Origin of the sequence: Streptomyces sp. 2114.4 (assembly GCF_900187385.1) — a bacterium.
Lineage (GTDB): Bacteria > Actinomycetota > Actinomycetes > Streptomycetales > Streptomycetaceae > Streptomyces > Streptomyces mooreae.
The window spans coordinates 6808157-6831906 of record NZ_FYEY01000001.1 but is presented as its reverse complement, the minus strand read 5'-3'; the positions used below and the strand labels follow the sequence as shown (position 1 = coordinate 6831906).

The 23750-nt window shown below is 71.4% G+C and carries 22 protein-coding genes; 10 read left to right on the top strand and 12 right to left on the bottom strand.

Annotation, left to right across the window (positions count from 1 at the left end):
* Positions 1–46 precede the first annotated feature (46 nt).
* Positions 47–280: a hypothetical protein gene (locus CFW40_RS37320; RefSeq protein ID WP_093491307.1), complete on the bottom strand. Its 234-nt coding sequence runs from the start codon at positions 278–280 to the stop codon at positions 47–49.
* Here CFW40_RS37320 and CFW40_RS30155 point away from each other — a divergent pair.
* Positions 267–1454, top strand: coding sequence for a cytochrome P450 (locus CFW40_RS30155; RefSeq protein ID WP_088800951.1), 1188 nt, complete (start codon positions 267–269; stop codon positions 1452–1454). The genes CFW40_RS37320 and CFW40_RS30155 overlap by 14 nt on opposite strands.
* Before the next feature lie 35 nt (positions 1455–1489).
* Complete coding sequence (locus CFW40_RS30150) at positions 1490–1684, top strand: ferredoxin (protein ID WP_088800950.1); 195 nt, start codon at positions 1490–1492, stop codon at positions 1682–1684.
* 21 nt (positions 1685–1705) lie between these two features.
* Here CFW40_RS30150 and CFW40_RS30145 read toward each other — a convergent pair whose 3' ends face one another.
* From CFW40_RS30145 to CFW40_RS30130, 4 genes are read right to left on the bottom strand one after another with little or no spacing between them, the layout of a single operon-like run.
* Entirely contained in the window at positions 1706–2638 is a 933-nt protein-coding gene (locus CFW40_RS30145) for an LD-carboxypeptidase (protein WP_088800949.1), read from the bottom strand.
* Entirely contained in the window at positions 2635–4692 is a 2058-nt protein-coding gene (locus CFW40_RS30140) for a prolyl oligopeptidase family serine peptidase (RefSeq protein WP_088800948.1), read from the bottom strand. Before CFW40_RS30140 ends, CFW40_RS30145 begins: the two co-directional genes overlap by 4 nt.
* A gap of 42 nt (positions 4693–4734) precedes the next feature.
* Complete coding sequence (locus CFW40_RS30135) at positions 4735–6084, bottom strand: M20/M25/M40 family metallo-hydrolase (RefSeq protein WP_088800947.1); 1350 nt, start codon at positions 6082–6084, stop codon at positions 4735–4737.
* On the bottom strand, positions 6077–6910 hold the full coding sequence (locus CFW40_RS30130) for a M55 family metallopeptidase (RefSeq protein ID WP_088802452.1): 834 nt from the start codon (positions 6908–6910) through the stop codon (positions 6077–6079). The genes CFW40_RS30135 and CFW40_RS30130 overlap by 8 nt, the downstream gene beginning before the upstream one ends.
* Before the next feature lie 379 nt (positions 6911–7289).
* Between CFW40_RS30130 and CFW40_RS30125 the strand changes: the two genes are divergently transcribed.
* The 3 genes from CFW40_RS30125 to CFW40_RS30115 all read left to right on the top strand — a co-directional run bounded on the left by CFW40_RS30125 (position 7290) and on the right by CFW40_RS30115 (position 10527).
* Positions 7290–8171, top strand: a complete 882-nt coding sequence (locus tag CFW40_RS30125; RefSeq protein ID WP_088800946.1) for a helix-turn-helix domain-containing protein — start codon at positions 7290–7292, stop codon at positions 8169–8171.
* A 301-nt stretch (positions 8172–8472) separates the two neighbouring features.
* Positions 8473–9351, top strand: a complete 879-nt coding sequence (locus CFW40_RS30120) for a class A beta-lactamase-related serine hydrolase (protein WP_256331202.1) — start codon at positions 8473–8475, stop codon at positions 9349–9351.
* A gap of 213 nt (positions 9352–9564) precedes the next feature.
* Entirely contained in the window at positions 9565–10527 is a 963-nt protein-coding gene (locus tag CFW40_RS30115) for a class I SAM-dependent methyltransferase (protein ID WP_256331203.1), read from the top strand.
* A 449-nt stretch (positions 10528–10976) separates the two neighbouring features.
* Here the strand turns inward: CFW40_RS30115 and CFW40_RS30110 are convergent, their stop codons facing one another.
* Together CFW40_RS30110 and CFW40_RS30105 are read right to left on the bottom strand one after the other, a co-directional pair.
* Positions 10977–13574 (bottom strand): MFS transporter, encoded by a 2598-nt coding sequence (locus CFW40_RS30110; RefSeq protein ID WP_107446820.1) that lies wholly within the window; start codon positions 13572–13574, stop codon positions 10977–10979.
* Between the two features lie 254 nt (positions 13575–13828).
* Positions 13829–14272 carry an SRPBCC family protein gene (locus CFW40_RS30105; RefSeq protein WP_088800944.1) on the bottom strand — a complete coding sequence of 148 codons (444 nt, stop codon included), beginning with the start codon at positions 14270–14272 and terminating at the stop codon, positions 13829–13831.
* A gap of 158 nt (positions 14273–14430) precedes the next feature.
* Here CFW40_RS30105 and CFW40_RS30100 point away from each other — a divergent pair, with 158 nt between their 5' ends.
* A complete protein-coding gene (locus tag CFW40_RS30100) occupies positions 14431–15480 on the top strand; it encodes an Rv2578c family radical SAM protein (RefSeq protein ID WP_088800943.1) in 1050 nt (349 codons plus the stop codon).
* 8 nt (positions 15481–15488) lie between these two features.
* On the opposite strand, the gene CFW40_RS38420 is transcribed toward CFW40_RS30100, so the two are convergent.
* The 4 genes from CFW40_RS38420 to CFW40_RS30090 all read right to left on the bottom strand — a co-directional run bounded on the left by CFW40_RS38420 (position 15489) and on the right by CFW40_RS30090 (position 16882).
* Positions 15489–15623: a hypothetical protein gene (locus CFW40_RS38420; protein WP_256331204.1), complete on the bottom strand. Its 135-nt coding sequence runs from the start codon at positions 15621–15623 to the stop codon at positions 15489–15491.
* 39 nt (positions 15624–15662) lie between these two features.
* Positions 15663–16052, bottom strand: coding sequence for a hypothetical protein (locus CFW40_RS30095; RefSeq protein WP_256331205.1), 390 nt, complete (start codon positions 16050–16052; stop codon positions 15663–15665).
* A gap of 450 nt (positions 16053–16502) precedes the next feature.
* Positions 16503–16676, bottom strand: a complete 174-nt coding sequence (locus tag CFW40_RS37315; protein ID WP_176956340.1) for a hypothetical protein — start codon at positions 16674–16676, stop codon at positions 16503–16505.
* Complete coding sequence (locus CFW40_RS30090) at positions 16673–16882, bottom strand: hypothetical protein (protein WP_088800941.1); 210 nt, start codon at positions 16880–16882, stop codon at positions 16673–16675. The genes CFW40_RS37315 and CFW40_RS30090 overlap by 4 nt, the downstream gene beginning before the upstream one ends.
* A gap of 279 nt (positions 16883–17161) precedes the next feature.
* On the opposite strand from CFW40_RS30090, the gene CFW40_RS30085 reads away from it, so the two are divergent.
* The gene (locus CFW40_RS30085) at positions 17162–17731 is read left to right on the top strand and encodes a hypothetical protein (protein WP_088802449.1); all 570 of its coding nucleotides are present in this window, start codon (positions 17162–17164) and stop codon (positions 17729–17731) included.
* 207 nt (positions 17732–17938) lie between these two features.
* Here the strand turns inward: CFW40_RS30085 and CFW40_RS30080 are convergent, their stop codons facing one another.
* Positions 17939–18670, bottom strand: coding sequence for a HEAT repeat domain-containing protein (locus CFW40_RS30080; protein ID WP_088800940.1), 732 nt, complete (start codon positions 18668–18670; stop codon positions 17939–17941).
* Positions 18671–19056: 386 nt separating this feature from the next.
* Here CFW40_RS30080 and CFW40_RS30075 point away from each other — a divergent pair, with 386 nt between their 5' ends.
* The 3 genes from CFW40_RS30075 to ccrA all read left to right on the top strand — a co-directional run bounded on the left by CFW40_RS30075 (position 19057) and on the right by ccrA (position 23744).
* Complete coding sequence (locus CFW40_RS30075; RefSeq protein ID WP_088800939.1) at positions 19057–20904, top strand: 3-hydroxyacyl-CoA dehydrogenase family protein; 1848 nt, start codon at positions 19057–19059, stop codon at positions 20902–20904.
* A 136-nt stretch (positions 20905–21040) separates the two neighbouring features.
* On the top strand, positions 21041–21844 hold the full coding sequence (locus tag CFW40_RS30070; RefSeq protein WP_088802448.1) for a TetR family transcriptional regulator: 804 nt from the start codon (positions 21041–21043) through the stop codon (positions 21842–21844).
* A gap of 562 nt (positions 21845–22406) precedes the next feature.
* A complete protein-coding gene (gene ccrA / locus CFW40_RS30065) occupies positions 22407–23744 on the top strand; it encodes a crotonyl-CoA carboxylase/reductase (protein ID WP_088800938.1) in 1338 nt (445 codons plus the stop codon).
* Positions 23745–23750: the final 6 nt, after the last annotated feature.

The following is a 23750-nucleotide window of genomic DNA, read 5'->3' as shown; positions in this document are numbered from 1 at the left end:
GCGGACCACGAACAGGGGCATCTCCATACGGTGCCGCCCGCGACCGCTATCTGGACGGGGTGATCGAAACCCTCGTACGGCCTTGAACGGAGGCGAGAATTCCGAAAATGAGCGAACCTGAAAGAAAATGGCCGAACTGCGCATAGACGTGCCCGGTATCCGAGGCATGAGGTGAGATCAGCGCGGCCAACACGGCGCGCTTCAGCAGGGACATCTCACACCCGAGCAGCTCGACGCACTTGAGCTCCTCGTACGGGAGGAATTCCGTGACCGAAGCCATCTCCTACTTTCAGGACCGCACCTGTCCCTACCACCCGCCCGCCGGCTACCAGCCGTTGCGGGAGAGCGGACCGCTGACGCATGTCGCGCTCTACGACGGCCGCAAGATATGGGCGGTAACCGGCCACGGCGAGGCACGGGCGCTGCTGAGCGACCAGCGGCTCTCCGCCGACCGGCAGAACCCCGCCTTCCCGATGCCGGTCGCGCGCTTCGCGGCGATCCGCCAGGTCAGGACCCCGCTGATCGGCGTCGACGACCCCGAGCACAACACCCAGCGCCGGATGCTGATCCCCAGCTTCAGCGTGAAGCGGGTCGCCGCGCTGCGGCCGGACATCCACCGGATCGTCGACGGACTGCTCGACCGGATGCTGGCCCAGGGCCCGCCCGCCGAGCTGGTCTCCGCGTTCGCGCTGCCGGTCCCCTCGATGGTGATCTGCTCACTGCTCGGCGTCCCGTACTCCGACCACGAGTTCTTCGAGGACGCGTCCAGCCGTCTGCTGCGCAGCCGTACGGCCGAGGAGGCGGAGACCGCCCGCACCGAGCTGGAGGAGTACTTCACCGAGCTGATCGCCCACAAGGAGAAGAACCCGGGCGACGGTCTGCTGGACGAGCTGATCGAGGAGCGGCTGCGGTCCGGCGACCTCGCCCACGAGGACCTGGTCCGGCTCGCCATGATCCTGCTGGTGGCCGGCCATGAGACCACCGCCAACATGATCTCGCTCGGCACCTTCACCCTGCTCGAACACCCCGAGCAGCTGGCACAGCTGAAGGCCGAGGAGGGCTTGATGCCCGCGGCCGTCGAGGAGCTGCTGCGGTTCCTGTCCATCGCGGACGGCATGCTGCGGGTGGCCACGGAGGACATCGAGATCGGCGGGCAGGTCATCCGCGCCGACGACGGAGTCCTGTTCCCCACCTCGCTGATCAACCGGGACGAGACCGCCTATCCGTCGCCGGACGAGCTGGACCTCGACCGCTCGGCCCGCCACCACGTGGCGTTCGGCTTCGGGATCCACCAGTGCCTGGGGCAGAACCTCGCCCGCGCCGAGATGGACATCGCGCTGCGTTCGCTGTTCACCAGGATCCCGGACCTGCGCCTCGCCGTGCCGGCCGCCGAGATTCCTTTCAAGCCGGGCGACACCCTGCAAGGAATGATCGAACTGCCGCTGACCTGGTAGCAGCCATGACGGCAGACGAACGAAAGGGGTCCGGAATGCGGATCACCATCGACACCGACCGCTGTATCGGCGCCGGCCAGTGCGCCCTGACCGCGCCGGGAGTCTTCACCCAGGACGACGACGGTTTCAGCGCCCTGCTGCCCGGCCGTGAGGACGGCGCGGGCGACCCGCTGGTACGCGAGGCCGCCCGCGCCTGCCCGGTGCAGGCCATCTCGGTCACGGACGACTGAGCCACCACCCCCGGGCCCCGTTCAGACGGTCGCCGGCCGCTCGAAGAGCAGCGTGCCGGCCGTCGCGTCCAGCTCGGCGGGGACGCCCAGCGGCAGGGTCAGCGCACTGTCGCCGTGCCCGAAGCCGAACTCCTCGGCCACCGGCACCCCGAGGCCGCCCAGCCGGTCCCTCAGCACCTCCCGCACCCGGTCGTAGGGACCGCAGCCGGCCCAGGACCCGAGCACGATCCCGGCGACGCCGTCCAGCCAGCCCGCGCGCAGGAGTTGGGTGAGCGCCCGGTCGAGGCGGTACGGCGGCTCCCCGATGTCCTCCAGCAGCAGGAGGCCGCCCGCCGCGCCGCGCCTGGCCCGCGGGGTGCCCACCTCGGTGGCGAGCATGGTCAGACAGCCGCCGAGGGTGACGCCGCGGGCCCGCCCGGGCACCAGGGGCCGGGCGGTCGGCGACGCCAGGGTCCGGACGGTCTCGGGTGCGAACAGCGTGCGCCGCAGATGCTCGCGGGTGGCGTCGTCCTTGAGGAAGACCTCCCCCGCCACGGCCGGTCCGTGCAGGGTGGACACCCCGGCGCGCACCGCGAACGCCTCGTGCAGCACCGTCACATCGCTGAAGCCGACCAGCGGTTTGGGGGCCGCGGCCCGGACGGCGTCCCAGTCCAGCAGATCGACCATCCGCTGGGCGCCGTAGCCGCCCCGCGCCGCGAACACGGCCTTGACGGCGGGGTCGCACCACGCCTCCTGCAGGTCGCGGGCCCGTTCCTCGTCGGCCGCGGCCAGATAGCGCAGCGTCGGGTGGGTGTCCCTGGCGTGGGGGGCCGCGACCGGGTCGAGGTCCCAGCCCCGCAGTACGTCCAGCCCGCGGTCCAGCCGCTCCGGGGTGAGGGGGCCGCTGGGTGCCACCACCGCCACCCGGTCGCCGGGCCGCAGCCGTGGCGCACGTACCCGCTCCGCCGCGGTCATCCGCGCAGCTCCAGCACCGGGACATCGCTCCGGGCGAGGCCGAAGGTCTGTGAATACAGGGAGAGTTCGGCCTCCACGGCGCGCACGATGGTCTCCGCCCGGCGGAAGCCGTGCCCCTCCCCGGCAAAGGCCAGATAGGCGTGCGGGGTACCGCGCCCGGCGACCGCGGCGAGGAACCGTTCGCACTGCACGGGCGGGCAGATCACATCGTCCAGGCCCTGGAGCAGCAGGAACGGCGCGGCGATACGGTCCGCGCGGTGCAGCGGCGAGCGGTCGCGGTAGCGGTCGGGCACCTCCGCGAGGGGACCGACCAGCGACTCCAGATACTGCGATTCGAAGTCGTGGGTCTCGTCGGTGGCCCAGGCGGTCAGGTCCAGAATCGGATAGCTGATGGTGCCGCAGGCGTAGAGGTCGGTGGCGGTCAGGGAGGCGGCGGTGGTCCAGCCGCCGGCGCTGCCGCCGCGGATGGCCAGCCGCGCACGGTCGGCGGTGCCTTCGTCGGCGAGCGCCCGGGCCACGGCGGCGCAGTCCTCGACGTCCACCACGCCCCACTGGCCGCGCAGCCGCTCGCGGTACTCCCGGCCGTAGCCCGTCGACCCGCCGTAGTTGACCTCGGCGATGCCGATGCCCCGGGAGGTGAAGTAGGCGATCTCCAGGTCGAGCACCATCGGGGCGTGGCCGGTGGGGCCGCCGTGTGCCCACACCACGAAGGGCGGCAACTCGCCGTCGGGCGCCCGGTGGTCGGGGTTGTGCGGCGGATAGATGTGGGCGTGGATGTCCCGGCCGTCGGGGCCGGTGAAGGTACGGCTCCGCGGCCGCGGGTAGTAGGCCGGGTCCAGGACGTCGGCGTGCCGGCAGGCGATCACCCGGGTGCGTCCGGTGCAGGTGTCCAGCTCGACGATCTCGTACGAGCTGTGCGGGCCCGCGGCGATGCCGAGGACGCGGCTGCCCTGTACGGCGAGGGTGGGCGCCCACTCCGTCCACGGACCGGCGGAGTCGACGAGTTCCCCGGTCACCGGGTCGAGGATGCCCAGGGTGGTGGAGCCGCGGCCGTGGATCACCGCGACGGTGCCGTTCTCCAGGGGCAGGAACCAGCGTTGCCCGACATTCCACAGCGGCCCGCCGAACTCCTCCTGCCGCGAGGGGCACAGGGCCACCGCCCCGTCGCCCTCCCCGTTCCCCGGCTCCTCCCCCACACCAGGCTCCGCGCCGCCGTCGGGATCGATGCGCTGCAGCTCCCACCAGCCGCTGCGGTCCGAGACGAAGAGCAGCGAGCCGTCCGCCGTCCACTCGATCTGCGCGACGGACTCCCCGGCCGCACCGCCGCCCGGCGCGCCGGTGCCGAGGTCGCCGACGAGCGTCCGGACGTCCTCGAACTCGCCCTTGCCGGTGACCCGGGCCACCCTCACCAGCGTGCCCTCCCAGGGCATCAGGGGGTGGTCCCAGGTGATCCATGCGGCCCGCCGCCCGTTGGGGGAGATCCGCGGGCCGGTCACGAAGCGGTGCCGGTCATCGCTCAACTCCCGTACGCGGGAGCGGTTTTCGGCGGCGGCACCATCGAGCGGCACGGCCGCGATCACCCGGCGCACCTCGGTCGGCCGGTCGCCCGTGAACTCCTCCAGGACGCACCACACCTCGCCGAGCTCCGGGCGCAGCACGGGATCGACCCAGCGCAGTCCGCCACCGATGCCGGAGAGCGGGGTGAGCGGGCGCGGGGCGTCGCCGCCGTCCGGTGTGCAGACGTACAGCCGCTGGTCGGCGAAGTTGCTGAAGACGACGAGCGGTCCGTGCTCGGTGACCGTGCCGGCCCAGGGCTGGCCGCCGTACTCCAGCACCCGGCTGCGGACGTTCCAGGGCGCGGGCAGCACCGACTCCTCGGTGCCGTCCGGCCGCCGGCGGACCAGCGCCCGCCGGCCGCCCTCCGCGGGCCGCGGCTCCGTCCACCACACCTCGTCGCCGACCACGCCGACGAAGGCCGGCCGGCCGTCGTGCGCGGCGACCGCCCGGGCGTCTATCGGGGACGTCCAGCCGCCGTACGGAGCCGTGGTCACCATGTGCAGTTCCTCTCCTCCACCGGTCGGGCGTGCTCCGGCCGGTCAGACCGTCCGCAGGAAGTGATCGAGCACCCGGACGCCGAAGTGCAGCCCCTCGACCGGCACCCGCTCGTCCACGCCGTGGAAGAGCGCCTGGTAGTCGAACCCCTCGGGCAGTTTGAGCGGCGAGAAACCATAGCCGGTGATGCCCAGCCGGGAGAACTGCTTGGCGTCCGTGCCACCGGACATGCAGTACGGCACGACATGGCCGTCCGGGTCGAAGCGCTCGATCGCGGCCCGCATCGCGGCATACGCCGGGGAGTCGACCGGGGCCTGCAGGGCGACCTCGCGATGGTCGTAGTCCCAGCTCACCCCGGGTCCGGTGAGCTCGTCCAGGGCCGCTTGGAACTCCACTTCTCCCCCGGGGAGCACCCGGCCGTCCACGTAGGCGACGGCCGATCCCGGGATCACATTGACCTTGTAACCGGCCGCGAGCATCGTCGGATTGGCGCTGTTGCGGACGGTCGGCTCAACCAGTTTGGCGGCCGCGCCGAGCCGGCCGAGCAGCGCATCGACATCGAAGTCCGGCGCTTCGATGTCCACGTCGACGGCGTGCAGCTCGGCGAGCCTGCCGAGAGCGGTCCGCACGGTCGGGGTGAGCCGGACCGGCCACTCGTGCGCGCCGATCCGGGCCACGGCCGCGGCCAGCCTGCTGACCGCGTTGTCGCGGTTGACCTTCGAGCCGTGCCCCGCCCGGCCCCGGGCGGTCAGCTTCAGCCAGGCGGTGCCGCGCTCCCCCGCCGCGACCGGGTACAGCCGCATCCCGCGGTCCGCGTGGAAGGTGAAGGCCCCGGACTCGCTGATGCCTTCGGTGCAGCCCTCGAAAAGCCCGGCGTGCCGGTCGGCCAGGAAACCGGAGCCGTCCTCGGCACTGGCCTCCTCGTCGGCGGTGAAGGCCAGCACGATGTCGCGCCGCGGCCGCACTCCGCCGCGGGCCCACTCCCGTACGACGGCGAGCACCATCGCGTCCATGTTCTTCATGTCGATGGCGCCCCGGCCCCAGACCACACCGTCGCGGACCTCCCCGGAGAAGGGGTGCACGCTCCAGTCGGCGGGCTCGGCGGGGACCACGTCCAGATGTCCGTGCACCAGCAGGGCGTCGGCCCCGGGGTCGGTGCCCTCGATGCGGGCGACGACATTCGTACGGCCCTTGCTGCGCTCCAGCAGTGTCGGCGTCAGCCCGGCCCCGGACAGCCGCTCGGCGACGTACTCGGCGGCCGGCCGCTCCCGGCAGGCGCCGTCGCCGGCGTTGGCGGTGTCGATCCGGATCAGCTCGGAGGTGAACCGCACCACCTCGTCGAGCGCCTGCTGCCCGACGCCGCCGGTCTCCCCGGCCCTCTCCCGCTCAGCCATATTGCTCCTCCACGGCGGACGACACGACGGTGGTCACGGCCTTGAAGCACCGGATCCCCTCGTACATGTCCCCACTGGTATACGCAACGCGGCGCTCTCCCGTTCGCTCCACGCCGGGAACGCAGGTCGCCGCGCCCACCAGGTGCTCGGCGTCGAACTCCATCTCGACCCGGAACGGCCCGCGCCGGGAGGGTTCGTGACGTACCGCCAGCCCCGCTCCCTTGCAGGCCGCGGCCCGGATCTCGGCCGCCGTACGGGCCGGCGGCCGGCACACCGCCGCATAGCGCGACACATAGTCCTTGACCGCCACGGCCGGTGCCTGCGGGGCGTAGCCCAGCGCGTCCTGACAGGTGCGGTCGTCGCCGGTGACCAGCACCACCGGCACGCCGTACCCGGCGACCACAAGGGAGTTCAGATAGCCCTCGCTCGCCCGGGTGCCGTCGACCCAGACGCCGGTGAGGGTGTTGGCGAGGTAGGTGTGCGCGAGGACGCCTTCGGTGCCCGCCCCCGTGTGGTAGCCGACGAAGGCGATGCCGTCGACATCGCCGTGCTGCACGCCTTCGACCATGCTGAGCGATTTGTGCCGCCCGGTGAGCATCTGCGCCCGCTCGTCGAGCTGTTCCAGCAGCAGATTGCGCATGGTCCAGTGCGCCTCGTTGACCAGCACCTCGTCGGCCCCGCCGGCGAAGAATCCGGCGATCGCCGCATTCACGTCGGACGTGAACATATGGCGGCAGCGCTCCCATTGAGGGGTGCCGGGCAGCACATCGGCGGGCCAGGTCACGCCCGTGGCGCCCTCCATGTCCGCGGAGATGAGGATCTTCACATTCACCAGTCCTATCGCAGCTAGGAGGCGGTCCGCAGGATTCCTGACATCACTTGTTCACAGCACGTTCGGAGGGCCCGAACAGCGCCCCCACCCTAACCAGGGCCACCGGGCTGACGCCCCGTCCAGGAGCCGCCGGTGCGGCCCCGTTGGCGTGAGCATCACGTTTTCTTCGCTGCTGCACCACGATTCCTTCCAACCGGAACCTGGGGGTACGCTCTTGTGGCACCGCACCTCAGGCAGTTTCTGTCGCAAAGCGGAAGGACTTCCGACGGATTCCGAAAGGGCATCCGAACGAGTTCTGTCAGCTGCCGACGGCACGTGCCCGGTGAGGTAGAACAGGCTGGACCAGCTTCGAACGCGATGAAACAGAGGCAGAATGGTGAGCGAAGCCCTCAACGACGCCTTACCGCAACGCGGCATCCGGGCCGACAGCGAAGACGACCAACTCGCGATCCTGGCCGAACTGATCGCGCAAACACTTTGCGATCGCAATCCTGGCTTCCGGGAAGTCATCGAGCGCGGCGGTCACCAGCAGGTCACCCGCCTGATCGAGGAGGTGCTACGACGCGGCCGGCCGCTGCCCGACAAGGTGCGCGCCGTCATGCTGCGCACCGACACCGACATCCATCTCGTGGCGTCCGCACTGGGCGACTGTCTGGTCAGCGCACACAAGGAGGCGCCGGGCCTGCTGATCCCCGCCCAGCTCGCCGACGGCAAGAGCGGCAGGGCGAGGCTGAAGGGCGTACTGCGGCATCGTGCCGCCGTGGTCGGCCATGCGGTGCCGGCGCACGAGGCCGCCGCGTCCGTACGCTCGGCATCCCGGCTGCTGGACCTGGCGTCCCCGCACGACGGCCCCGAGGCCGGCGTGGTGTTCGTCGACGACCACCTCTCGTCCCTCCTGCTCCTCCAGGACGAGTCGTTGTCCCGCACCCTGATCGCCCGCCATCTGAGCCCGCTGGCGGGACTGACGCCGGAGCGGTGCGAGCGCCTGGAGGCCACCCTGCTGGCCTGGCTCGGCGGCATGGGGGCTCCCGAGGTGGCCAAGGCGCTCAGCATCCACCCGCAGACGGTGCGCTACCGGATGCGCCAGCTGGAGAAGCTGTTCGGGGCCGGCCTTCGCGACCCACGGACCCGCTTCGAGATCGAGATGGCGCTCCGCAGCCGCCAGCTGATGTCCGGCGTACGACGGCGGCGCGCGGCCGCCACCCGCCGCCCACGCGCCGCCGCCAAGCCCCGCAGGGCCCTGCCCCGCCCCTAGAAACCCACCCGCACCCACCGGAACCGGAACCCAGGACGCACCCAGGAGGCACAGCCCACGAGCCCACCCATGCCCGACCCACCGCCCGATTTGTCGAAAATCACATCACGACGCGCAAGCCGAATTCGGACAATTCACCACATTCCCTCAAGGCGCCCAGCCCCCTGCCACGTATCGTCACTGTGACTCCTCCACCGGGACCCCGGCCGCAGCGCGGCCGCGGCGGCCCGGTGCACCGTCGGTCACCGAGGCCGGCCACCCCGTAGCGGGCCTCCGATACACAGCGGGACAGGACACCACCTTGACGCACGGATCACGCATAGCCACCCGCACGCGCCGTGGACTGGCCGCGGCCGTGGCCGCCGGAGCGCTGCTCACGGCGCTCACCACGGCGACCTCGGCCTCGGCCAGCACCTCCAGCACGCCGGTGGGCGACTCCCGGGTCGTGTGCACCTCCAAGAAGCCGGGCCTGGCGCCCGCCCTGTCCCAGGACATCGCCGACGCCCTCGACGGGCGCAAGGGCGCCTCGGCGCTGGCGGTCTACGACCGGCCCACCCGCACCCGCTGCGAGTTCAAGGCCGGCAGCCACTTCGACTCGGCGAGTGTGGTGAAGGTCACCGTGCTCGGTGCCCTGCTGCGGCAGAGCCAGGAGGCGCACCGCAAGCTGACCCCGCACGAGGTCAAGCAGACCACCGCCATGATCACCAAGTCGGACAACGACGCGACCTCGGCGCTCTGGCACCAGATCAGCCCGGCCGGTATCAAGCACTTCCTGTCCCTGGCCGGCATGGGGCACACCGTCCCCGGCGCGGGCAAGGCCTGGGGCCTCACTCAGGTCACCGCCGCCGACCAGCTCACCCTGATGCAGCTGCTCACCACGGACAACACGGTGCTCACCCCGCCCTCCCGCGGCTATGCGCTCGACCTGATGCACCGGGTCGAGCGCGACCAGCGCTGGGGAGTGCCCGCCGGCGCCCCCGCCACGGCCTCCGTCCACGTCAAGAACGGCTGGCTGCCGCGCGACACCGGCGGCTGGCGGGTCCACAGCGTCGGCTCCTTCACCGGCGGCGGCCACGACTACGGCATGGCCGTCCTCTCCACCGGAAGCCGCACCATGGACTACGGGGTGGACACCGTCGAGAGCGCCGCACGGGTCATCCACCGCGATCTGGCGCACTGAGTCCTCACGGGCCGGCGCCCAACTCTCTCCGCACCAGGGCACCGCCGCATTCCGCGGTACGACTAAGCACTCCCGGGAGTGACCGATCCCCCGAACGGCCCCCTGTGGGGCGGCAGCGGCGATATCAACACCGCATCGAGGCAGTGCATCCGGTGGGCCGAGAGGTGTCGCACCGCCGGATGGGCCGCCACCGCGCACGCTGGGAGGAACTCGGTGCCAGTCCGTGTCACGGCAGACCTCAAGGGAGTTCCCGAAACGGCGTTGTGGACGCTCTACCACCGCGCCGCCGAAGCCGCCCGCCCGGACACGGTGCTGCCCGATCCACGCGCCGTACGACTCCTCGCCGAAATCGGCTTCCCCTTCGCGGAGCGGCTGGGCACCGTCCGGCCGTGGCTGGCGCAGGCCATCGCCCTCCGGGCCCTCGCATTCGACGGCGTCGTGCGTGCCTTCCTCGCCGCCCACCCCGAGGGCACCGTGATCGCACTCGGCGAGGGGCTGGAGACCCAGTTCTGGCGGGTCGACAACGGCCGGGCCCGCTGGGTGACCGTCGACCTCCCCGAACCGCTGGCGCTGCGCAGGAGCGTACTGCCGCACGGAGCACGGCAGCGGCTCGTCGCCTGCGACATCCGCGAGCGCCGGTGGATGGCGGGGACCGACGCCGCACGCGGGGTGCTGGTGACCGCGCAGGGCGTGCTGATGTATCTGCGGCCCACTGAAGTGACCCGGCTGATCGCCGACTGCGCCGAGGCGTTTCCCGGTGGCGCGATGGTGTTCGACACCGTCTCACGGCGCTTCAGCGCCCACACCCGCGCCGGTGCCAAGGGGCCCGGCGGCCATCGTCTGCCCCCGATGCCCTGGGGCATGGACGCGGCCGGGCGGGACCAACTGCGCGCCGCCCATCCGGCCGTCGGCGAAGTGGCCGACGTTCCGCTGCCCACCGGCCGTGGGTTCCTCGGCCATCTCGCGCCGCGCGCCGCGGCCGTGCCCCTGCTGCGCGGGGACCGCCCGCTGATCACCCGGCTGCGTTTCGGTGCGGCGTCGCCGGGTTCCGGTGCGGCATCGCCGAATTCCGGTGCGGCGCTGCCGAGTTCCGCTGCGGCGCTGCCGCATTCCCGTACGGTGCTGCCGCATTCCCGTACGGTGCTGCCGCATCCCCGTACGCCTCCGCCGGGTTGACCGTGCGCCCCTTGTCGTCCGCCCCGCCCCGGCCGACGCCCGTGGGGTGCGCTGTTCCTCGGTCTCGGGCAGCGAGTCCATCGCTCCCGGTACACCGCGGCGAACCGTGCGAACGCCGCCGCGTCGCGGAAGGCACCGATGCGCCGCCGGGCCCACTCCGGTCCGATGCGTGGCTCCGGGAAACGGATATCCGCCATGCGCACCATCCCCTCACGGGCCCCGCCCGCCGCAGGGCGGTCGGCAACGACCGTTCCCTCAGGACGGGTTCACCGGGAATCACTCCTGGAAGCCGGGCCGTTCCCACCACGGCGTACGGGCCGTGCCACCACGGCGTACGGACCTTGCGCACACGGCATACGGGCGGCATCCCTCGAAGAGGGAGTGCCGCCCGCCCACCATGCGCACCATCCGTCGCCGGCGTCCCGGCCCTCGCGGCCGTCGAGCAGCGCTCAGTCCTCGTGCCCCAGTTGGAGGTCGCGCTCGGTGCGGCCGCCGCCCGCCATCCGCAGGACGGTGGCCACCGGCGGGTATCCGGCGGCGATGACGGTGTACTCGCCGGCCGACAGATCCACGAAGCGGAACAGCCCGTCGGAGCCGGTGGTCGCGGTGTCGACGACATTGCCGGCGGCGTCCAGGAGGGTGACCCTGGCGTCCTCGACCGGGCGGCCGCCGCCGGCCCGTACGGTCCCGCGCAGCACCGCGCCGCCGGCCAGCTCGATGTCCTGGCGGGTCTCCCGCGACGCCTGCACGGTCACCGGCAGCGCGGCGGGGCGGAACGCCGGGGCGCTGGAGGCGAGAGTGTACTCGCCCGCCACCAACTCGCCGATGACGTAGCCGCCTTCACGCCCGCTGCGGGTGGTGGCGACGACCTCGCCGCGGACATCGGTGAGGGTGACCATGGCCTCGCGTACGGGTGTGCCGTCGGCGGTGGTGACGGTGCCCGCGAGGCGCCCCGCGCCGCCGAGCACGACGTCCAGTTCGACCGGCCGCTCGCCGACGGTGACGGTGACGGCCTGCGGCTGGTGCCCGCCCGCCGCCGCGATCAGCACATACGAGCCGGCCCCCGGGGTGCTCAGGGCATACCGCCCGTCGTCACCGGTGGCACCGCGGCCGACCTGGCGGCCGGCGACATCGATGAGGGTGAGCGCGGCACGCGGCACGATGCTGCCGTCGTGGTGCTGGACCGTGCCGCACACCGGGACACCGGCCGTGACGGCGGGCGCTCCGGTGCTGCCGTAGCCGTGCGTCCGGGGGTAAGTCGTCCTGCTGTCGGGGGTATGGGGGGCTGCCGCGTCGGTCGTGGAACGGGCCGGGGGCACGGCGGCGGGGTCGGCCGGAGCGCCGTACGAGGCATGCGGGGCGTGCGGGGCGTGCGGGGCGGCGTGCGGGGTCGGGGAGGTCTGCGGGGCAGGAGAGGCGTGGGACACCAGGGGTTTCTCTTTCAGGAAGAAGGCGAGCACAAGGCCCAGGACGAGCACCGGCACGAGAGAGAAGAAGATCCCCGGCAGGGCATGCGCATACGCGGCGACGGCGCTGTCGCGCAGCGAGGCGGGCAGGGCGCGCACCAGGTGCGGGGTGATCGACTCCGGGGCGGGCAGCCGTGCCGGCGCCGGCGGCCGGTCGCCGAGCCGGCGGGCCAGCCGGTCGGCCAAGAGGGCGCCGAAAAGGGCCGCTCCGATGCTGCCGCCGAGCTGCCGGAAGTAGTGGGGGGCGCCGGTCGTGGTGCCGGGGCCGGCGGCGCGTACGGAGTTCCGCACGGCGAGCGCCAGCACCGGCAGCACGAGGCCGATGCCGAGTCCGAGGAGGCCCGTCCAGAGGCTGCAGACCTCGCGCGGAGTGTGCTGCGGCATCCGCGCCGGCAGCCACATCCCCGCCCCGGCCAGCGCACAGCCCAGGACGGGGAACGTCCTGAAGTGGCCGGTGCGGCTGATGAGCCGGCCGGAGACGAGACAGCCGAGGACGAGGCCGCCCGTCACGGGCAGCATCAGCAGCCCGGACTCGGTGGCCGTGGCCCCGCCGGCCCCCTGCAGGAAGGCCGGCAGGCAGCCGACGGCGCCGAAGAGCGCGAGGCCGATGACGGCGCCGGTCAGGCCGGTGACGTGGAAGACCGCGTCGCGGAACAGCCGCAACGGGATCAGCGGTTCGGCGACGACGTGCTCGACGGCGAGGAACAGCACGGCGCAGCCGAGCGCACCGGCACCGAGCCCGAGGACGACCCGCGAGTTCCAGGCGTACTCCGTACCGCCCCAACTGCTCAGCAGGACAAGGCAGGTGGCGAACGCGGCGAGCAGCAGCGCTCCGGCGATGTCCGGCCGGGCGCGGCGCACCGGCCGCGGCAGCTTCAGGCCGACGGCGAGGACGAGGAGCGAGAGCACACCGAAGGGGACGTTGAGGGAGAAGCACCAGCGCCAGGAGGCGTGGTCGGTGCAGAGGCCGCCGAGCGGCGGGCCGGCCACGGTGGCGAGTCCGTAGGCGGCACCGGTCAGTCCCATGGCGCGACCGCGGGCCCGCGGCGGTACGACAGCGGCGATGACCGTCTGTACGCCGATGAGCAGCCCGCCGCCGGCGGCGCCCTGGACGGCGCGGAAGGCGATCAGTTCATCCATTGTCCGCGACCAGCCGGCCAGCGCCGAGCCGGCGGTGAAGACGAGGAGGGCGAAGAGGAGGACGCGCTTGCGGCCGAAGAGGTCACCGAGCTTGCCGTGGAGCGGCAGGCCGATGGCCGCGGCGAGGAGGTAGGAGGTCACCGCCCAGGACATCGTGTCCCGGCCGTGCAGTTCCCCGAGATCGCCGGCGATCTCGGGGAGCGCGGAGGCGACGATGGTCTGGCCGAGGGCCGCGAGCAGCAGCGCCGGCATCAGGGCGAGGACGACCAGGCGGACGCGGCGGGAGCCGGCCGGGGCCGTCGCCCCGGGAGGGGGCTCCTCGGACCTGCCGAGCCGGTCGGTTTCGTCGGTGGTCCTGTCGTGCGCGACCGGGGCCGTGGTCGTGCCGGAGACGGGCGGACCGCTCCGCCCGACCCGCTCGCTCAGGGTGGTCCCGCCCACGTGCTGCTCCCCTCGTCACGCCTGTTGCCGCCCAATTTCTCGCATTGGGCGACAACACCGATCAACCACGGCGAAAGGGTGCGGGCGGGGCGGGAAGGGACGTCAAGTGCGTTGCCCGGGGCGCCCATTGGGCTCCCATCAGGGCTTTCCGTACGGAAGCGGGCCGGCGGGCCGGACCGCTTCCGTTCACCGGAAACCACCCGAACCGGTGAGAGTGACGGTATGCGCTCAGGGTGACGGGCGGGGAAGGCCGATCACTTCGTGACGTGGGCCGTGAGGTTGTCGAGGATGGTGTCGTAGATCCGGCCGAGCCCCTTGGGGGCAAAGGTGCGCTCGAAGAAGCCGCCGATACCGCCGGCGCCCTGCCAGGTGGTGGTGACGACGACCTTGGCGCGCTTCTCACCGGCCGGGGTGACGACCCAGGTGGTCACCATCGAGGAGTTGCGGTCCTTCTCCACGAGCTGCCCGTCGGTCGGCTCGTCGACCTCCAGCAGGCAGTCGCGCACCCGCTTGCTCGTGGCCTGGAGCTTCCAGTGGACGAGGGTGCCCTTGCCGTCGCCGCCCTCGCGGACCTCGTACTCGCTGAAGTGCTCGGGCAGCAGCTGCCGGCGCGTGCCGGAGTAGTCGGCGAGCGCGTCGAACACGTCCTCCGGGTCCGCCGCGATCTCGCGCTGCGTGATGGCCTCGACCTGCCCCATGTGTGTGTCCTCCAGTACTCGGCTGCCGGTCCTGCGGTGCGCCGCCAAGCCAACCACCCCACGGCGGCGCGCCCAAATTCAGGGCCGCCCACCCGAAAGGGAACAGGTGTTCTATTATGGCGCCGGGGGGGGCTCTGCTGGATCCAGAAGGAGGCCCGATGCGCTGGGACAACCTCGGCGACAGCCCGTCCGCGCTGTTCGGTACGGACATCGTCAGCCGGACCGTCGACACCCCCGAATTCCGCGGGATCACCTTCCACGAAGTGCGCGCCCGCTCGATCGTGAACCGGGTCCCGGGCGCCTCCCGGATGCCGTTCGAATGGACCGTGAATCCGTACCGCGGTTGCAGCCACGCCTGTGTGTACTGCTTCGCGCGCAAGACGCACAGCTATCTCGACCTGGACACCGGGCAGGACTTCGACTCGCAGATCGTGGTGAAGGTCAACGCCCCCGAGCTGCTGCGCCGCGAGCTGGCCGGGCGGCGCTGGCGCGGTGACCACATCGCCATGGGTACGAACGTCGACTGCTATCAGCGCGCCGAGGGCCGCTACCAGCTGATGCCCGGCATCATCACGGCGCTGCGCGACTACGCCAACCCCTTCTCGATCCTCACCAAGGGCACGCTCATCCTGCGGGATCTGGCGCTGCTGCGGCAGGCCGCCGAGGTCACCGACGTCGGCATCTCCGTCTCCGTCGGCTTCCTGGACCGCGAGCTGTGGCGCACGGTCGAGCCCGGCACCCCCGCCCCGGAGCGGCGGCTGGACGTGGTGCGCACCCTCACCGCGCACGGCATCCCGTGCGGTGTCCTGATGGCGCCGGTGATCCCGTTCCTCGGGGACGCACCGGAACAGCTGCGGGCCACGGTGCGCGCCATCGCCGAGGCCGGCGCCGCCTCGGTCACGCCGCTCGTACTCCACCTGCGGCCCGGCGCCCGTGAATGGTTCCTGTCGTGGCTGGAGCACCACCACCCGCATCTCGTGCACCGCTACCGGACGATGTACGGCGACGGCGCCTACGCCCCCACCTGGTACCAGCGCCGGATCACCCGCCAGGTCCACGAATTCGCCGCGGAGTTCGGCATCGGGCCCTCCCTGCCCGGCGCGGCCCGCAAGATCCCCTCGGCGCCTGCCGCCCCCGGCCCGGCCGGTGCCCCCGGGGAGGACGAGCCCCGCTCACCGGCGGGACCGACCCAGTTGACCCTGATATGAACCGGCCCCTATCCGTCCGCCTTCTCGGCGGCGTCGGGGAAGATGAAGCCCCGTACGGGCGCTGTCTCCTCCGGCTCCTCTTCCTGAGCCTCACGGTGGGCAGCCACCAGGGCGGCGTACCGACTATTGATCAACTCAGCCATGGGGCCTCCAATCGACGCACCGAGTGTGACAGAAGCCGGTTACGGCTTGTCCCGGCACGGCGGACGGGGCGTCGGCATGGGCTTGATGGGGCCGGTGTCTGACGGGGAATGCTGGCACTTCGCAGATACCGCAATGAGCTGATCCCCGGTCGGGGCTCCCCACAGTTCCTCGTCGACGTCGTACCCGGCGATACGGATAGCGTCCTGCGTGCGCACCAGGATCAGCGGGTCGTAGTTGTCCGGGTCGTGGCCGGGGTGGTGGTGGACGAAGTCGCCCAGCGACGCACACAGCTCCTCATACACCTTGGTGTGGAGGATGAGCGCGTGCCATCCCTCGTCAACGACACGGGAGGGCGCCAGCGCGACGTCAGGCATTTTGGCGCAGGCGACGACGAACTTCAGCCCCTCGTCCGTGATGCGCTCCGCCAAGCCCCCATCCATGCCGGGGTTGGCGTCCTGCACGGTTCCGACGACGCTGAGATACGCTGCCGGGCTGATCAGATCACTTACTGTTAACACGTGCGGCCTCTCTTCGAGTTGTGTCGTACGACTGCCGTCCCCAGCCGTGATCGCTGTCCAGGCATTCGGCTGGGGACGGCTCTTCTCCTCTTGCTGGCCCGCCCCGATGAACCGAGATGTCAGGACGGCGGGGGCGGGAACTTGTGGGCGGTCGCAGATGATTGATTCAAAACGGGCGACCGCGTATCGCGCTCTGCTCTTCGCCTCGGAGCACATCAGGGGGACTGGGGCCGCGGGGGCTTCACCGTGAGGAGCACGCCCGGCGCCGCTGCGCCGGGGATCCAGAAGCTGCGGTAGACGCCAATGCTCAGGACGAACAGGATGGTCATCGCAGCAAGGCGGTGCCTATGACGTGCTTCGTCACTGCCGCCCGGCCCACTTACAGCAGTCGCACGGGAACGGGCACGGCTTGACGGCTTCGGACGCCGGCACGTACGTCACGCCGGCAATCGCGTACGGACGAACGAGCTGGGTGTTGAGCAGCACGTCGCCCGCCTGGTCATGCTGTGGCTCCAGGTCGTCGTACGACGTCATCGCTTCACCCTCCGCTTCTTGTGCAGGTGGTTCGCGATCTCGATGCCGGCAGTCGCAGCGGCAGCGGCTCTTCCCTGTTCCCGGGCTTCCTTGCGCTGCTTGTCCAGCGCGGTGCAGACGTCACAGCCCGGGACTGGCTTTGCGTCGAGGTTGTACGGATCCGTCAGGTGTACCGGGGGTGACATCGTCCGCTTCGGCTCGGTCATGTCTCCAATAAACGCTGCTACGAAGGACGTTGGTACGCCCATGGCCAGGACGGAGCGGCCTCTTCAGCGCTATCTTCCCAAGAGGCCCAAACGTCCCTGGGAGGAACCTTGAACAGCGCGCTGCGAGACGCTATGGCGAGCGCAAAGGTCAGGCCCAACCAACTAGCACGTATGGTCGGGGTTGAGCCCAAGACCGTCGAACGATGGCTGAGCAACCCTGACCGTGCTCCGCGGGAGTCCACGCAGGAGGACGCCGGCCGCGCGCTAGGAGTGGACCCCGTGACTCTGTGGCCCAAATCGGTGCGTTCCCACGTCAAGACAGGGCACGACCGCGAGATCGTTGCGGCCTACCCCTTTCGTAGTGCCGCCCCCACGTCGCTCTGGGCATCCCTCATTGACGGAGCATCCCAGACTCTGACGTTCGCCGGCTATACCAACTACTTTTTGTGGCAGCAACACCCACGGCTCGGTGCCCGTCTTGCCGCGAAGGCGAAGCACGGGACCCGTGTGCGCTTCCTCGTCGGCGACCCTGAGTCGGAGGTGACGACGAAGCGGGAAGAGGTGGAGGGTGTCCCGTTGACTGTCAGCACGCGCATCAGGATCACGCTCGACGCGTTGGCCAAGATGGGCCGCCACGAGGGCGTAGAAGTGCGCTTCAGTGATCAACACATCGCACTGTCCGTCTTCATGTTCGACGACCACATGCTCGTCACCCCGCACATTGCGTCACTCCTCGGCGATGAGTCACCCATGTTCCATATCCGCCGGCTGGAGGACGACGGGCTGTACGACCGGTTCGCCAGCCACGTGACGGCGCTGTGGGAGGGCGGCCGCCCGGTCGAGGCGTAGTTCCCGAACGCAGCAGCCCCGCCGGAATCCCGACGGGGGCTGCTGGCGGTGACGTCTGCGGCGTGGGGGAGGATCCGACCGTGCCCAGTGGCGGCCGCCGGGGGCCGGGACGGCGGCCCACCGCCAGGACACTGAATGCGCCGGTTTTGTGCCGGACGGGGCGCAGGAGGCGTATGAGGTGGGCGGCCGCAGCACCCCCGGGCCGCGCTACCGGCGCCCGCTGACGTCCGGAGCGGAACCGCCGGCGGACCCCCGGCTCCGCTCCCCCGGCCCCCGGCCCGGCGCACCGGCCCCCGCGCCCCCCTCCCCCGCCCCGGGTCCGGCCTGCGCCGGCGTGTTCTCGTGCACCCCCAGCCGCGCCAGTGACGCCGCCGCCGCGGCCGCCAGCCGGGGATGGGTGACGGCCGTGGTGAGGGCGGGGACCGCGCGGCGGTCGCCCAGTGCGCCCAGGCCCTCGACACAGGCGAGCGCCACCCGCCAGTAGGGGTTGTGCGGGGTCAGCAGCCGCTCCAGGGTCGCGATCAGCGCGGGGACGGACTGTGGTGCGCGGAGTTCGGCGAGCAGCCGGACCGGGTGCAGGGCGTAGGCGGTGCGCAGCGGGTTGGTGGCGAGCGCGGCGGCGGCGCGGGCGGTACGGGGGTCGCCGAGGCGGGCCAGGGCGTGTGCGGCGGTGGCGCAGCGCACCGGGTCGCGGTAGTTCAGCAGCAGCACCAGCGTCTCGAAGGCCCGCTTGTCGCCGGCGCAGCCCAGGATGAAGGCGGCGATCTCCCTGGCCCACAGCGGGCGTTCGACGGCGACCAGCATCCGGGCCAGTTCCTCCCGCCCGGCCGGGGTGTTCTTGCGGGCCAGCCCCAGCAGCCGTTCGTAGGCGACCAGATCCTGCGGGGAGCGGAGTTCGGCCCGCACCCGGTCCGTCAACTCGTGGAATTCCTCTTCCATTTGAAGATCCCCTCCCGCCGGGCCGCCCCGGTTCCCGCGACGTGGTCCGCACCACAGCCTAATGACCCCCGCTACCCCTGGCGCTCTGGTTACTCACCGGTTAACCTGCTGGAACGAGCAGCACCACTGCTCGGGCGGCCTGGTGACGCAGCCGCCACAGAGTGAAGTCGGTTCGGCACAGCACGACATCAGTACGGAGAACGCGGCACGGCCCCGGGACAGGGCCCGCCGTACCTCCCGCACCGCCGGTGCTCCAGCAGCGCTGCGGCTCCCGCGGCTCACCGCCGCCCTTCCGCCGCTGCGCAGTGCAGGTATCGCACCGCGCGGATACCCCTCAGTCGTCACTTCTCCCCTGTTGCCAGGGGAACACCCTCAGGAGTCTCGCGATGGGCCCTCAGTCCACCCCTGATCTCTCAACTGAAGCCTCCCCCCTGTCCCTTTCCACCGTCGCCGTCGTCGGCCTGGGCACCATGGGTACCGGTATCGCCGAGGTGCTGACCCGGGCCGGCCGCGAGGTCATCGGTATCGACACCGACGAGGCCGCGGCCCGGCACGCCGTCACGGCCCTGGAAGCCGCTACCGCCCGCGCGGTGCGGCGCGAGCGGATCACGGAGCGGGAGCGGCAGGACATCCTGGCCCGGTTCCGTACCTTCACCGATCTGCAGGCCGCAGCGGACGCCGATCTCGTCATCGAGGTCGTGCCCGAGGACTACGAGCTCAAGCGGCAGGTCTTCGCCGGGCTCGACGCCGTGGTCCGCCCGGACACCATCCTGGCCACCGGCACCAACGCGCTGTCCGTGACCCGGCTGGCCGCCGATTCGCAGCGCCCCGAGCGGGTGCTCGGTGTGCATTTCTTCAACCCCGCACCGGCCATGAAGCTGGTCGAGGTGGTCTCCTCCGTGCTCACCGCGCCGGCCGCGGTCGCGGCCGTCACGGAGCTGGCGCACGCCCTGGGCAAGGACCCGATCGCGGTGGGTGACCGCCCCGGTTTCGTCGCCGACGGCCTGCTGTTCGGCTACCTGAACCAGGCCGCGGCGATGTACGAGTCCAAGTACGCCACCCGCGAGGACATCGACGCCGCGATGCGGCTGGGCTGCGGCCTGCCCATGGGCCCGCTGGCGCTGCTCGACCTGATCGGCGTGGACACCGCGCGGACCGTCCTGGAGGCGATGTACGCCGAGTCCCAGGACCGGCTGCACGCCCCCGCGCCGATCCTCGGCCAGCTGGCCGAGGCGGGGCTGACCGGCCGCAAGGCGGGCCGCGGCTTCTACACGTACGAAGCGCCGGGATGGGGGCACCTCCCAGCGGTAGCTGGGGGAGCCACGGTCGTGCCGGACGCGGAGAGCCCGGCGGACGGCGACCAGCCGGCCGGCGGGCGCACGGTCACCGGCGTCGGCGTGGCCGGCTCCGGGACGATGGCCAGCGGGATCGCCGAGGTCTTCGCCAAGGCGGGCTACAAGGTCGTGCTGGCCGCCCGCAGCCTGGAGAAGGCCGAGAAGGCCAAGGCCCGGATAGCCAAGTCGCTGGGCCGCTCCGTGGACAAGGGCCGGATGAGCGCCGAGGCCCGGGACACCGCGCTGGCGGCGATCACCCCGGCCGGGTCGCTGGACGCGTTCGCGGATGTGGACCTCGCGGTCGAGGCGGTGGCCGAGGACCTGGCGGTCAAGCAGGAGCTGTTCAAGACCCTGGACAAGGTCTGCAAGCCGGGCGCCGTCCTGGCCACCACCACCTCCTCGCTGCCTGTCGTGGCCTGCGCCCGCGCCACCTCGCGCCCGCAGGACGTCATCGGGATGCACTTCTTCAACCCGGCGCCCGCCATGAAGCTGGTCGAGGTGGTCCGTACGGTCCTGACGGCCGACGACGTGCACGCCACCGTGCGGGCGGTCTGCGCCAAGGTCCGCAAGCACCCCGTGGACTGCGGCGACCGGGCCGGGTTCATCGTGAACGCGCTGCTGTTCCCGTACCTGAACAACGCGATCAAGATGGTCGAGGAGCACTACGCGACGCTGGACGACATCGACGCCGCCATGAAGCTCGGCGGCGGGTACCCGATGGGCCCGTTCGAACTCCTCGATGTGGTCGGCCTGGACGTGTCCCTGGCCATCGAGAAGGTGCTGCACGCGGAGTTCCGCGACCCCGGGCTGGCCCCGTCGCCGCTGCTGGAGCACCTCGTCGCCGCGGGCTGCCTCGGCCGCAAGACCGGCCGCGGCTTCCGTGAGTACGCCCGGCGCTGACGCGTGGCGGCACCCCGGCCCGGCCGGGGGAGGATGGGGTGGACTGCTGGAACCCGACGGCGGTCCACCCCCGCTCACGGGGGCACAGGCTGTACCTCATGCCGCAGGTCGCGTAAATATGCAGTACCGTCCCCACATGTCCCAGCCCGCTCGTACGCACCCCTCCGACACCCCCGACAACGCCACTCCCGGTACCCGCCGGGCGGCCGCGCAACGGCTCAAAATGCGCCGTGAATTGTCGTCGGCGGCGATGGAGCTGTTTGCGACCAAGGGCTACGAGGCGACGACGGTCGACGAGATCGCGGCCGCCGCGGGCGTCGCCCGGCGTACCTTCTTCCGCCACTTCCGCTCCAAGGAAGAGGCGATCTTCCCCGACCACGACGACACCCTCGTCCGCGCGGAGGCCGTCCTGGACGCCGCTCCGCCGCACGAGAACCCCCTGGACACGGTCTGCCGGGGCATCAAGGAGGTCATGCGGATGTACGCGGCCTCCCCGGCCGTGTCGGTGGCCCGCTACCGCCTGACCCGCGAGGTCCCCACCCTGCGGGAGGCCGAGATCGCTTCGGTGGCCCGCTATGAGCGGCTGTTCACCCGCTATCTCCTGGGCCACTTCGACGAGGGCGCCCACCGCGAGGGCGACGACGATCCGCTGCTCGCCGAGGTCGCGGCGTCCGCCGTGGTCACCGCGCACAACCACGTGCTGCGGCGCTGGCTGCGGGCCGATGCCCAGGGCGATGTCGAGGCCCAGCTCGACCACGCCTTCGAGATCGTCCGGGAGACCTTCGGCGCCGGCATCGGCGCGGGCCGCACCGGCAGCGGGGAGAACCCCCCGGCGGCCGTCTCGCGGGAGGGCGAGGTGCTGGTCGCGGTGGCCCGTACGGACGCCCCGCTGGACGAGGTCATGCGCACCATCCGCAAGGCGATCAAAGAACACAAGTAACGCCCTCCGGCCGGAGCCGGACAGGAACGCGGCCCGGTGCCCTTGGACCGACCGGGCCGCGACACGGATGGCGTAACGCCACCCCTGCACACTCTGCACGCACAACCAATTTCTTTGCGTCACCGAGAGGCCCCCCAGCGGGCCTCTTTTGCTCATGCGTGCCGACCAGATGACATCTGAGAGAAATTCTTGGCACTCAGTGTCTTGTCGACTGGCACGCGGTGTCATACGTTGAAGGTGTCCGGGCGGCCGGCGTGCTGCGAACCCACGCACGCCGGCTGTCCCACCAGCCCTATGTGGCTGTCCGCCCGGATGCCTGCGTCACAGGCACTTCCCAGCCGCCCGCTGGGCACCGCGCTGCTTTGCTTCCAAAGCCCTTGTCACAAGCAAAGGCGAAGCGAAGCGGAGCCAGCGCTGCCAGGCACCGCGGCCGACGGTTCTGCGACCCCCGCAGAGACGACGGCAACGGCGCCAACCCCGGCCGAACCGACGGCACCACCTCCCGCACCACCCCGACGTTCCCTCAAGCCGTTTCCGCAACGCGCTTCGCCGGAGGCACCCCGTGAACGAAATCCTGGACGCAATCCTCGCGCCTGACACCACCAGCGCCGACTTCGCCGGCCTGACCATCCCCGAGTCCTACCGCGCGGTGACCGTGCACAAGGACGAGGCCGATATGTTCACCGGCCTGGAGACCAAGGAGAAGGACCCCCGCAAGTCGCTGCACGTCGACGACGTGCCGGTGCCCGAGCTGGGCCCGGGCGAGGCGCTGGTGGCCGTGATGGCCTCCTCCGTGAACTACAACTCCGTCTGGACCTCGATCTTCGAGCCGATGTCGACGTTCGGGTTCCTGGAGCGCTACGGCAAGCTCTCCCCGCTCACCAAGCGGCACGACCTGCCGTACCACGTCATCGGCTCCGACCTCGCGGGCGTGGTCCTGCGCACCGGGCCGGGCGTCAACTCCTGGGGCCCCGGCGACGAGGTCGTCGCGCACTGCCTGTCCGTCGAGCTGGAGTCCTCCGACGGCCACAACGACACCATGCTCGACCCCGAGCAGCGGATCTGGGGCTTCGAGACCAACTTCGGCGGCCTGGCCGAGATCGCGCTGGTCAAGTCCAACCAGCTGATGCCCAAGCCGAAGCACCTGAGCTGGGAGGAGGCGGCGTCGCCCGGCCTGGTCAACTCGACCGCCTACCGCCAGCTCGTCTCGAAGAACGGCGCGGCGATGAAGCAGGGCGACAACGTCCTGATCTGGGGCGCCAGCGGCGGACTCGGCAGCTACGCCACCCAGTTCGCGCTGGCCGGCGGCGCCAACCCGATCTGCGTGGTCTCCTCCGACCAGAAGGCGGAGATCTGCCGGAAGATGGGCGCCGAGGCGATCATCGACCGCAACGCCGAGGGCTACAAGTTCTGGAAGGACGAGCAGACCCAGGACCCCAAGGAGTGGAAGCGCTTCGGCAAGCGCATCCGCGAACTCACCGGCGGCGAGGACATCGACATCGTCTTCGAGCACCCCGGCCGCGAGACCTTCGGCGCGAGCATCTACGTCACCCGCAAGGGCGGCACCATCACCACCTGCGCCTCGACCTCGGGCTACATGCACGAGTACGACAACCGCTACCTGTGGATGTCGCTGAAGCGGATCATCGGCTCGCACTTCGCCAACTACCGCGAGGCGTGGGAGGCCAACCGCCTGATCGCCAAGGGCAAGATCCACCCGACGCTGTCGAAGACGTACAGCCTCGAGGAGACCGGACAGGCGGCGTACGACGTGCACCGCAACCTCCACCAGGGCAAGGTCGGCGTGCTGGCACTGGCCCCCGAGGAGGGGATGGGCGTGCGTGACGAAGAAATGCGCGCCAAGCACCTCGACGCCATCAACCGGTTCCGGAACGTCTGAGGCAAC

Coding starts and splice junctions, on each gene's coding strand:
- CFW40_RS37315 (WP_176956340.1), bottom strand. CDS start 16,676: ATGACGTCGTACGACGACCTGGAGCCACAGCATGACCAGGCGGGCGAC.
- CFW40_RS30080 (WP_088800940.1), bottom strand. CDS start 18,670: ATGGAAGAGGAATTCCACGAGTTGACGGACCGGGTGCGGGCCGAACTC.
- CFW40_RS30070 (WP_088802448.1), top strand. CDS start 21,041: ATGTCCCAGCCCGCTCGTACGCACCCCTCCGACACCCCCGACAACGCC.
- CFW40_RS30135 (WP_088800947.1), bottom strand. CDS start 6,084: ATGGCTGAGCGGGAGAGGGCCGGGGAGACCGGCGGCGTCGGGCAGCAG.
- CFW40_RS30140 (WP_088800948.1), bottom strand. CDS start 4,692: ATGGTGACCACGGCTCCGTACGGCGGCTGGACGTCCCCGATAGACGCC.
- CFW40_RS30125 (WP_088800946.1), top strand. CDS start 7,290: ATGGTGAGCGAAGCCCTCAACGACGCCTTACCGCAACGCGGCATCCGG.
- CFW40_RS30145 (WP_088800949.1), bottom strand. CDS start 2,638: ATGACCGCGGCGGAGCGGGTACGTGCGCCACGGCTGCGGCCCGGCGAC.
- CFW40_RS30105 (WP_088800944.1), bottom strand. CDS start 14,272: ATGGGGCAGGTCGAGGCCATCACGCAGCGCGAGATCGCGGCGGACCCG.
- CFW40_RS30075 (WP_088800939.1), top strand. CDS start 19,057: ATGGGCCCTCAGTCCACCCCTGATCTCTCAACTGAAGCCTCCCCCCTG.
- CFW40_RS30150 (WP_088800950.1), top strand. CDS start 1,490: ATGCGGATCACCATCGACACCGACCGCTGTATCGGCGCCGGCCAGTGC.
- CFW40_RS38420 (WP_256331204.1), bottom strand. CDS start 15,623: ATGGCTGAGTTGATCAATAGTCGGTACGCCGCCCTGGTGGCTGCCCAC.
- CFW40_RS30090 (WP_088800941.1), bottom strand. CDS start 16,882: ATGACCGAGCCGAAGCGGACGATGTCACCCCCGGTACACCTGACGGAT.
- CFW40_RS37320 (WP_093491307.1), bottom strand. CDS start 280: ATGGCTTCGGTCACGGAATTCCTCCCGTACGAGGAGCTCAAGTGCGTC.
- CFW40_RS30100 (WP_088800943.1), top strand. CDS start 14,431: ATGCGCTGGGACAACCTCGGCGACAGCCCGTCCGCGCTGTTCGGTACG.